This is a genomic window from Micromonospora sp. NPDC049101 (assembly GCF_040648675.1).
GTDB lineage: Bacteria > Actinomycetota > Actinomycetes > Mycobacteriales > Micromonosporaceae > Micromonospora.
Genome location: NZ_JBEZED010000016.1, coordinates 183,442 through 193,283 on the forward strand (window position 1 = coordinate 183,442; position 9,842 = coordinate 193,283).

General features: G+C 69.5%; 7 protein-coding genes. 2 read left to right on the top strand and 5 right to left on the bottom strand.

Annotated features, from left to right (window positions below):
- Positions 1-9: 9 nt before the first annotated feature.
- From AB0B57_RS23000 to AB0B57_RS23010, 3 genes are all read right to left on the bottom strand, one after another.
- Positions 10-1,260 carry a site-2 protease family protein gene (locus AB0B57_RS23000; RefSeq protein ID WP_357073238.1) on the bottom strand — a complete coding sequence of 417 codons (1,251 nt, stop codon included), beginning with the start codon at positions 1,258-1,260 and terminating at the stop codon, positions 10-12.
- Positions 1,260-2,471: a 1-deoxy-D-xylulose-5-phosphate reductoisomerase gene (gene dxr, locus AB0B57_RS23005; RefSeq protein WP_357073241.1), complete on the bottom strand. Its 1,212-nt coding sequence runs from the start codon at positions 2,469-2,471 to the stop codon at positions 1,260-1,262. Before dxr ends, AB0B57_RS23000 begins: the two co-directional genes overlap by 1 nt.
- Before the next feature lie 166 nt (positions 2,472-2,637).
- Positions 2,638-3,297, bottom strand: coding sequence for a Uma2 family endonuclease (locus tag AB0B57_RS23010; RefSeq protein ID WP_357073244.1), 660 nt, complete (start codon positions 3,295-3,297; stop codon positions 2,638-2,640).
- 306 nt (positions 3,298-3,603) lie between these two features.
- Here AB0B57_RS23010 and AB0B57_RS23015 point away from each other — a divergent pair, with 306 nt between their 5' ends.
- Positions 3,604-3,849, top strand: a complete 246-nt coding sequence (locus tag AB0B57_RS23015; protein ID WP_357073293.1) for a hypothetical protein — start codon at positions 3,604-3,606, stop codon at positions 3,847-3,849.
- Here AB0B57_RS23015 and AB0B57_RS23020 read toward each other — a convergent pair.
- Together AB0B57_RS23020 and AB0B57_RS23025 are read right to left on the bottom strand one after the other, a co-directional pair.
- Complete coding sequence (locus AB0B57_RS23020) at positions 3,839-7,831, bottom strand: CARDB domain-containing protein (protein ID WP_357073247.1); 3,993 nt, start codon at positions 7,829-7,831, stop codon at positions 3,839-3,841. The two genes, AB0B57_RS23015 and AB0B57_RS23020, sit on opposite strands and share 11 nt — an antisense overlap.
- A 378-nt stretch (positions 7,832-8,209) precedes the next feature.
- Complete coding sequence (locus AB0B57_RS23025; RefSeq protein WP_357073250.1) at positions 8,210-8,761, bottom strand: GNAT family N-acetyltransferase; 552 nt, start codon at positions 8,759-8,761, stop codon at positions 8,210-8,212.
- A 51-nt stretch (positions 8,762-8,812) separates the two neighbouring features.
- Here AB0B57_RS23025 and AB0B57_RS23030 point away from each other — a divergent pair, with 51 nt between their 5' ends.
- Positions 8,813-9,646, top strand: a complete 834-nt coding sequence (locus AB0B57_RS23030; protein WP_357073253.1) for a YhjD/YihY/BrkB family envelope integrity protein — start codon at positions 8,813-8,815, stop codon at positions 9,644-9,646.
- Positions 9,647-9,842: the final 196 nt, after the last annotated feature.

Genomic DNA, 9,842 nt, shown 5'->3' on the forward strand with positions numbered 1-9,842 from the left:
TTCAGGCACTCACCTTGAGAAGAGCGTGATGGGGTTGACGACGTCCGCGGCGATGGTCAGCAGCGTGAACGCGCCACCGATCAGGATCACCGCGTACGTGAAGGGCATCAGTTTGAGGTAGTCCACCCGGCCGGGGTCGGTCCGGCCGATCCGCGCGTAGAGCCAGGAGCGGGCGCGTTCGAACCAGGCGATGGCGATGTGGCCGCCGTCCACCGGGAGCAGCGGCAGCAGGTTGAACACGCCGATGAAGAAGTTCAGTGACACGAAGAGCATGAAGAAGACCAGCCAGGCGTTGTTCTCCACCGCCTCGCCGCCGAGTCGGCTGGCGCCGACCACGCTGATCGGGGTGTCGACGTCCCGTTCGCCGCCGGTGAGGGCGGTCCACAGGGCGGGGACCTTCTGCGGGAGGCGTTGCAACGCCTGCACGGTGCCGACGGCCAGTTGGCCGGTGAAGTCGGCGGTGGCCCCGAAGGCGCCGACCGGGCCGTACGTCACGCGGGTGGGCGTGCTGGGGACGAGCCCGACGCCGAGCGCGGCCACCGGCGCGGCGGCGCCGTTCGGGTCGTCCAGCGGCGGACGCTGGGTCTGCGCGAGCACCGTGCTGGCGGTGCCCGGCTGTCCGTCGCGGACGTACTGGATCTGCGCGGTCTCCCCTGGCTTGAGCGCGCGCAGCGTGGTGAGCAGGTCGCCGTAGTTGCCGATCGTCCTGCCGTTGATCGAGGTGATCCGGTCACCGTCGCGCAGTTGCGCCTGGGCGGCCGGGCTGGCCGCGTCGGCGGGGGTGCACGCCCGCAGCGAGTTTTCCGGCACCACGCACTCGCTGAGCCGGATGACGGCGGGCTCCTGGCGGGCCTGCGCGTCGGTGGTCGGGAAGTCCGGGTTGGGCAGGCCGGCGGAGACGGCGAGGATCCAGATCGTGATCAGGGCGAGCGCGAAGTGCGTGATCGACCCGGCGGCCATCACGATCGTCCGCTTCCACACCGGGTAGCGCCACATCACCCGCGACTCGTCGCCCGGCTCGACGTCGTCGTCCTGCGGGGTCATTCCCACGATCTTGCAGAAGCCGCCGAGGGGGATGCCCTTGAGGCCGTACTCGGTCTCCCCCCGCCGGAACGACCAGACGGTGGGACCGAAGCCGACGAAGAACTTGGTGACCTTCATCCCGAACGCCTTGGCGGTCAGCAGGTGACCAGCCTCGTGCAGGCTCACCGAAATGAGGATGGCCAGGGCGAAGAGGACCACCCCGAGCAGGTACGACATCAAGCTCCTTCCACCGAACCCGCGATGATCTCCTGCGCGTGCGCGCGTGCCCACGACTCGGCCGCGAGCACGTCCTCGACGGTACCTGGTTCGTCGAAGTCCGGGGCCTCCTCCAACACGCGTTCGAGGGTGTCGACGATGCCGAGGAACGGCAGTCGGCCCGCCACGAACGCCGCCACGCACTCCTCGTTCGCCGCGTTGTAGATCGCCGGGCGGCAGCGCCCGGCCTCCCCCGCGGCCTTGGCCAGCGCGACGGCCGGGAACGCCTCGTCGTCGAGCGGCGCGAACTCCCAGGTGTGCGCCGCCGTCCAGTCGACCGCCGTGGCCGCCTCGGGCACCCGGTCCGGCCAACCGATGCCGAGCGCGATGGGCAGCCGCATGTCCGGTGGGCTGGCCTGGGCGATCGTCGACCCGTCGACGAACTCGACCATCGAGTGGATCACCGACTGCGGGTGCACCATCACGGTGATGTCGGCGTACGGCACGTCGAACAACTCGTGCGCCTCGATCACCTCAAGCGCCTTGTTTACCATGGTCGCCGAGTTGATCGTGACGACCGGCCCCATGTTCCACGTCGGGTGTGCGAGCGCCTGCTCCGGTGTGACCTGCGTCAACTCGTCGCGCCGCCGACCCCGGAACGGGCCGCCGCTGGCCGTGACGATCAACCGGCGCACCTCGCCACGCGACCCGGACCGCAGGCACTGGGCCAGCGCCGAGTGCTCCGAGTCGACGGGCACGATCTGCCCCGGCCGCGTCACCGCGCCCCTGACCAGGGGGCCGCCGGCAACCAGCGACTCCTTGTTGGCCAACGCGAGGGTACGACCACCACGCAGCGCGGCCAGCGTAGGAGCGAGGCCCAGCGAGCCGACCACCCCGTTGAGCACGATGTCGCAGGGCCACTGGGCCAGCTCGGTCATGGCGTCCGGCCCGGCCACGATCTTGGGAAGCTTGAAGTCACCGGTGGCCCAGCCGCGCCGGCTCGCCTCGGCGTAGAACGCGAGTTGCAGATCCTGCGCGGCGGACGCCTTGGCCACCCCGACCGCCTCGACGCCCAGCTCCAGGGCCTGCGTGGCGAGCAGCTCGACGTTGCCGCCGCCCGCACCCACGGCGACCACCCGGAACCGGTCCGGGTTGCGCCGGACGATGTCGATGGCCTGCGTACCGATCGAACCGGTGGACCCGAGCAGGACGAGGTCACGGGGGGAAGTCACGCGGCCATTCTCCCCCACCGGCACTGAACGCCCGCTGGGAGCCTCAACCCTCCCCGCCCGCACCTTCCGCCCCGCCCGGCGGCGACCGGCAATGATCGACTCGGCTTTCAGGAAGTCGGGCTATCCCCGGCACCCGGACACCCCGTTTTCCTGAAAGCCGTGTCGATCAAGCGAGGTCGTCAGCCGAGTCACCGGTGGTTGCGGCCGGCGATGCCTCCTCGTCGAGCAGTTCGGCCGGGTCGATGGCGAACTCGAACGGCTCCCGCATCGCGAAGGTGCTTCCCGCCGCAGCGGCGGCCAACGGGCGGTATTCACCGTCGACCAACTCGAACAGGGCGATGGTCGGCACCCGGTTGCGAAGGTCCACCCGGAGGAAGAACGGCACTCCGACGGCCGCGTACTCCCGGGGCCTGTCGATCACGTCCTTGCGCCGGTTACCTGGGGAAACGATCTCCCCCAGCAGCACCGCCTCGGCGATCGGAACAGTCGTGCGGCCACCGCCCGAGTTGCGCAGCACAGCGATGTCCGGGATGAAAAGATCATGCCCGGAGATCACGTTGATCTCCGGATAGACCCAGAATCCGGCCTTGCGGGCAGCACGGTGCAGCACGTACGGCAACTCCCGCTCGACCGACTGATGATCGATTCCCGCATGTGGTGTCACGATCACGCTTCCGCTCAGGACCTCAACCTTGGGGCCGTTGGTCTCCGGCAACAGGTCGAGGGCGAGCTGCGCGGTCCACGGCTCGTCGTGCCACCGCAGCACGTCGAACGACGGCTCGGTGTGCTGCGGCGCCGGCTCCGGCGCGAACGCTGCCTGGGCCATCCGGGCTCACCCCCTCAGCGGGACATTCTGCTCAGGTCAGCCTAGCCACCGCCGCCCCAGTTGTGCGTCATCGCACACCCAGTCCGACACCCAGGTGACTCACGACCCGTACTGGCCCTGATCGATAGGCCGGGGGTGGCAAGACGCGCCGCCAGTCGGGGCCATCCCGCCGACGCGAGGGCCGGCACCGGAACCTACAGCGACCCGGACCTGCGACAGATCTTGGAGGGAAAGCGCCCCTCCCGGGGCCGGAATCTTCCAAGATCTCGATGGACGAGTGGCGCGAGCGGGGCCACCGCCCTGGCCGTGGCGCTGCGGGACTCGCTCGGCCACCTCGGCGTTCTCGACTTCGGCGAGATCACGCTGAGCGAGGAGGACGCGCAGTTTCTGCGTACCCGAGTGTTCTGTGACGCCGCGCTCGACGGTGCTGGCCGCTGCCGGCGGCGCGACGGCCACGACGGACCCTGCGCCGCAGTGCCCAGCACGAAAGTCGGGGTGTCCGCAGCCCGCGGACACCCCGACTTCCTGGAAAGCGTGTGGATCAGGGAGTGATGACGAACTGCGAGCCCGGCTGGATGACGATGTTGCCGTCGGCCGAGTTGGTGATTGTCACGTTCGTCAGGTTGGCGTTGCCCCGTGCGCCGCTCATGGCGAGGATGCCGGCGCCGTTGTTCGACCTGTCGATCCGCACGTTGGTGATGGCGACGTTCGGCATGTTGCCGCCGCCGTTCTTGAACTGGATGCCGTCGAACGTGGAGTCGACGATGTCGGTGTCGCGGATGGTGACGCCGACGATGTCCCGGGTGGCCGGGAAGAGGGTGATGGCACCGAACTCCTGGTCCTCGTTCCAGAACGCGCCGCCGGTGCGGTAGAGGCCGTTGTTGGCGATCAGCGTCGTGCCGGAGAACGGCAGCGGGTCGTGGTCGGTCGCCAGCATGATGCCCGGGTAGTTGGCGGTGTCGTAGATCAGGTTGTTCTCGATCGAGTTGTCGTAGCCGCCGTAGATGGCGATGCCGTTGGCCCGCCAGGGCAACTGGATGGTGTTGTTGACGAAGTGGTTGTCGTGGGCGATGTCGACGCTGCGGTCCTTGACGTACGGGTTGGCCCAGACGGCCAGGGCGTCGTCGCCGGTGGTGCGGAACGACGAGTTGAACACCCGCGAGTTGCGCGTGCCGTTGCTGAAGTTGATGCCGTCGGCATACGTGTTGCGGATCCGCATCCCGGTGAACTCCAGCCCGTCGGCCGGCCCCCACAGGTCGGGGATGTTGTCGTAGTCGCGACCCACCCAGACACCCACGTTGGCGTGCTCGATCCACACGTTGCTGATCTTCGTGCCGGTACCGAAGCGACCGTTCAGACCGACACCGCCCTCGGCGTTGCCGTCACCGCCCCGGATCCGGCCCGAGCCGAAGATGGCGATGTCGGAGATCTGGGTGTTCTTGTCGATGTCGAAGCCGAAGTTGCCCTCGTGCGGGTGGTTGATTCCGCCCACCACGTTCTGCGGCTCGGTGAGCGTGTAGAGCTGCGAGTGCCACATGCCGGCACCCCGGATGGTGACGTTGCTGATGCCGACCTGGTTGTGCGTACCCCGGTTCTGTGGGTCGTCGGTCAGGATCTTCTGCTCCTGCCGCCACTGCCCGGCGGGGATCCAGACGCAGCCGATGAGGCCGTTCTGGTCGTCGGTCACCGCCCGCTGAATGGCGGCGGTGTCGTCGAGCCCGTCGTTCGGGACCGCACCGTACGACGTGATCGAGGTGCAGCCGGCCGGCTGGCTCGCCGCCGGTGCCACCTGCTCCAGGTCGATCGTGTCGATGACGTAGAACGAGGCGGTGTCACCCGAGTCGCGCTGCAACTTGAAGCGGGTGCCGGCCGGGTACGACTGCGCCAGCAGCGCGTTCGACTCGTCGAAGAGCCGTCGGGCGTCGGCCTGCGGGGTGTTGGTCAGCGCCTCCGGCCCGTCGGTGTTGCCGTAGAGCCAGCTGTGCCGCGACGACAGGGTCAGCTTGCGGGAGAACACGTCGTTGACGTAGAGGCTGATGGTCGCCTCGATGCCACCGCCACCCGGCGCGTCCGGGATGGAGTTGCGCACCACTATGGAGTTGGCCTGGTTGGCCGAGGTGAACTCGACGAACTGGCCGGTGCTGTTCAGCCGCACCGACTTGCGGCCGGAGGACTCGCTGGCAAAGTTGGTGTGCCCGAAGGTGCGCAGCGCGTCCGGCTCCAGCAGCGTGCCCTGGTAACGGCCGGCCTCCGCCTCGTAGGAGACGTACGGTAGGGCCGCCCCGCGCCCGACCACGATCGACTGGCTGAACGCGTTGTTGGTCTCGTTGGTCTCGGTGACCGCGTTCGTGGCGTCGGCGGTGGCGGTGATGGTGGCCCCGCCACTGGTGGCGGTCCAACTGCCGGTGACGGCCACGGTGACCGTCGCGCCGGCCGCGATCGAGGCGGTGTTGGTGTTGAGCGTGGTGCTGCCCGCCACCAGCCGGGTGACGGTTGTCGCGCCGGTCGCGGTGGTGCCCCGGTTGCGGACCGTCACGGTGAAGGTGACGGACGCCCCCACGGCCGGGTTCGGCGGGTTCGAGGCGATGCTGAGCACCTGCAGGTCAGGCCCCGGGGCCTGCGCGACCACCAGCGGCGACGCGGCGGTGAAGCTGTTGTTGCCGTTGTTCTGCTCGACGATCGTGTTGGTCGGGTCGACCACCGCCGTGACGGCGTAGCTGCCCATCGGCCGGGCCCCCGCGTTGACCGACACGGTGGTCGAGGCGCCCGCGGCGAGCGCGCCCACCGAGGCGCTGCCGACGACCGCGCCGGCCAGGCTGAGGTTCACGGTGGTGGCACCCGCGGCCGCCGAGCCGATGTTCTGCACCACGGCCGAGAGCGTGACCGGGGAGACCTCGCTGGGCGACGTCGGCGACCAGGTCACCGAGCTGACCACCAGGTCCGGGTTGGGCGCCGGCGTGCCGCACACCTCAAGCTCGGCCACCTGGCCGGACGGCGCGCCGGTGTTGCCGGTGAACCGCAACTGCACGTCCGCGGTGGTCGCGCTGACCGGGATGCTCACCGCGTTGGTGCCCTGGACGAACTGGTAGGCCGCCGCCGACACCAGACTGGTGTACGCCGACGACGCCTGGTCGCGACCGAGGACCTGGATCGTCTGGGTACGGGTGCCCCAGGCCGAATCCGGGTTGAGCCGCACGGTGACGCCGGAGATGGAGTGGTTGGCACCGAGCGCCACTGTCAGGTTCTGCGGGTAGCTCGCCGCGCCCTCCCAGTAGGTGCCGAGCTGCCCGTCGTTCGCCTTGTTCGGGGTGAAGCTGAAGGTCGAGCCGCTCGCCGTCATGGCCTTGCCCGATGCCACGTTGGTGCAGGCCGGCGGGTTGCTGCCGGTCCGGGTGACAGTGTTGCTGTTGCCGGACAGGTTGCCGGCGCCGTCCCGGGCGCGGACATAGTAGGAGACGGTCGCGGTCGCCGGCTGGGTGTCCTGGTAGGTGAGGACAGTGCCCAGCGTCGCGATCAGGTTGCCGCCCCGGTAGACGTTGTAGCCGGCCAGCCCGCTGCCACCGGAGTCGGTGGACGCGCCCCAGGTGAGCGTGATCGTGCTGCCCGACGTGCTCGGCGACAGCGTCCCCGGGGTGCTCGGCGCGGTGGTGTCACCACTGCCGGTACGGGTCACCGTGTTGCTGTTGCCGGAGAGGTTGCCCGCGGCGTCGCGCGCCCGGACGTAGTAGGACACGGTGGCCGTCGCCGGCTGGGTGTCGTTGAAGGTGGTCATGTTGCCGATGGACTGGAGGAACGCGCCGTTGCGGTAGACGTCGTAGCCGGCGATGCCGCTGCCGCCCGCGTTGTCGGTGGACGCGACCCAGGTGAGGCCGATGGTGGTGCCCGACTGGGTGTAGGAGAGGTTGCCCGGAACGCTCGGCGCGGTGGTGTCCGGGGTGGTGCCGCCGCTGCCGTACACCTCCAGCTCGGAGAGCTGCCCGGCCGGCCAGCCGCTGTTGGCGGTGATGGTGATCCGGACGTATCGGGTGGAGGTCGAGCCGAAGTTGATCGTGACGGCGTTGCCGCTCGCCGGGTTGAAGGTGTAGGTCTGCGACCCGACCAGATCGGTGAAGGACGAACCGTTGGTGCTGCCTCGCACGCTCAGCGTCTGCGTCCGGGTTCCCCAACCGGAGGTCGGCAGCTTCAGCACGACCTGGTTGATGTTCTGCGACGAGCCGAGATCGACCTGCACCCACTGCGGGAACGCGTTGTTGACGCTCTCCCAGTAGCTGCCCGCGTTGCCGTCGACGACCTTCGACGAGTCGTAGACGTCGGCGTGGCCGCTCTCCTGGGTGGGGCGGCCCTGCGCGAGATTGGTGGCCGCAGCGGCGAAGCCGCTGCCCGGTGCGGCTGCCGGGTCGGCGGGGCGGGTGGCGTTCGAGGCACCGGCGCGACCGGCGCTCGCCGGGTTCGCGAGGGCTGTCGCCCCCGCCGTGGCCATCAGCGTGGCCGCGGCTGTCGCCGCCACCATCCTGAACAGATTCGTTCGTCTCATCACTGTCCTTGTCGTCGGGGACGGTTGCCGCGGCGGCTTGACCACGGGGGTGGGGGTGCGGCGGTGGGGACGACCATCAACGGACCTCTCCAGGAGGCCCGTTGAATCTTCCGAGGGTATGCAAGAAATCCTGCACACGTTTGTCGAGATCTTGCGTTACTTTGGCCAAAGATTACTGACGTGCTACGGGAGCGTCAACACTTCGACCGACGTGACTATTTATGGCCGTGCGCGCCCTGCGGGGCTGTCGCGGCCACCGTGGGTGGCGCGGTCCTCGGCACATGAGTGATGCCGGTGAGTCATCAAGATGACTCACCGGCATCAGGCTTCTCGACGCGCCGGCCCTCTCGCCGCGCGGGCACAGGCGCGCCCTGGTGTTCAGGCGGTCGGTGCCGCCAGGACGAAGGTCTCCAACTCCTCGCCGCCGTACCAGTCGGTGCGCCGGCCCACGTGCGTCATGCCGAGTCGCCGGCAGACCGCCATCGACGGATCGTTGCCCGGCGACACGAGCGCGTAGATCTCCGGGGTACCGGTGGCGAGCTCCCGCGCCGTGAGCGCACGGGCCGCCTCGGTCGCGTAGCCGTGACCCCACGAATCCGGGTGCAGGTGCCAGCCCGTCTCGATGTCCGAGGTGAGCTGCGTCTCGGGCGTTCCCGGCAGCGGCTTGAGCAGCGCCGTGCCCGCCACCTGGCCGGTGTCGCGTACCTCGATCGCCCAGGTGCCGTACCGGCCGCCGTCGTCGGCGTGCCGGTCGCGCCAGATCTGCAACCGTTCGACGGCCTGGGCCGGATCGGTCATCGGCAGACCCGGCGACACGGCCAGCCAGCGGGTGATATCCGGACGAGAGTAGATGTCGTAGATCCGGGCCAGATCGGCCGGATCGTCGGTCCAATCGCGCAGGATCAGGCGTTCGGTGGTGAGAACAGTCATGACCGGCGATCTTAAGGAGTGACGGCCCCGACGACAGGGAAGGAGGACCCGATGGGCAACGGATGGCAGCGCACGAAACGGATCACCAGTGCCGCGTTCCGCCCGGTGCGCGGCCGGGACCTGTCGCTGCACGCCGCCGCGATCACCTTCTACGGCGCGATCGCCGTGGTGCCGGTGGCCCTGCTGGCGATCTGGCTCACCGCACTGGTGGCCGGGGCCGACCGGGTCCGCCGACTCACCTCGTACGCCGTGGAGGCGCTGCCCACCGCGATCGGCGCGCCTCGGGCGGTGGAGGCGCTGGTCGACGCCGGGGTGGGGTTGACCCCGTTGCTGGCGCTGGCCTCCCTGCTGCCCGCCTCGCTGTACGGCGAGGGCCTGCGTCGGGCGTTCGTCTCGGTTGCCGCCCCCCGCTCCGACGAGCACCTGATCGGCTGGCGGGGCCGGCTCCTGCTGCTGCCCCTGCTCGCCCCGGCACCCGCCCTGCTGCTGTCGATCCTGCTGGCGCTGCCGCTGACCACCCGCCTCGTACGCCAGGGTGGTTGGCTCGGTGTGCTCGGTGTGGTGCTGTCGTTCCTGGCGGTCTGGCTGGTGCTCACGCCGGTGCTGGTGTGGGTGTTCCGGGTCGTCGGGCCGGCCTCACCGGACTGGCTCTCCACCCTCGGCATCGGGTCGTTCACCGCGGCGAACCTCTCCGGTTTCCTGCACGGCTTCGTGCTCTTCGCCTCGCTCCCGCTGGACCTGGGCGTGCCCTTCGGCGGCTTCGACGACATCGGCGCCGGCGTGGCCGTGCTCCTGTGGCTCTACCTGTTCCACGTGATCGTCCTGGCCGGCTACTCCGCCACCCTGGCCCTCTCCCGCTGGCGCACCCCCCACCCCACCCCCTAACCCCACCCACCCCACCCCACCCCCACCCGGCCGCGTTGATCATGGAGTTATTGCCACGACACGCCGACGCGAGTGGCAATAACTCCATGATCACCGGGGGCGGGGGCCCTGATCCTGCCGAACAGCCTGGCGATCCTCGGTGCGACATTTACCGACCCACACCGACGTACCGAGGTCATCACCGCATGGTCGGCGG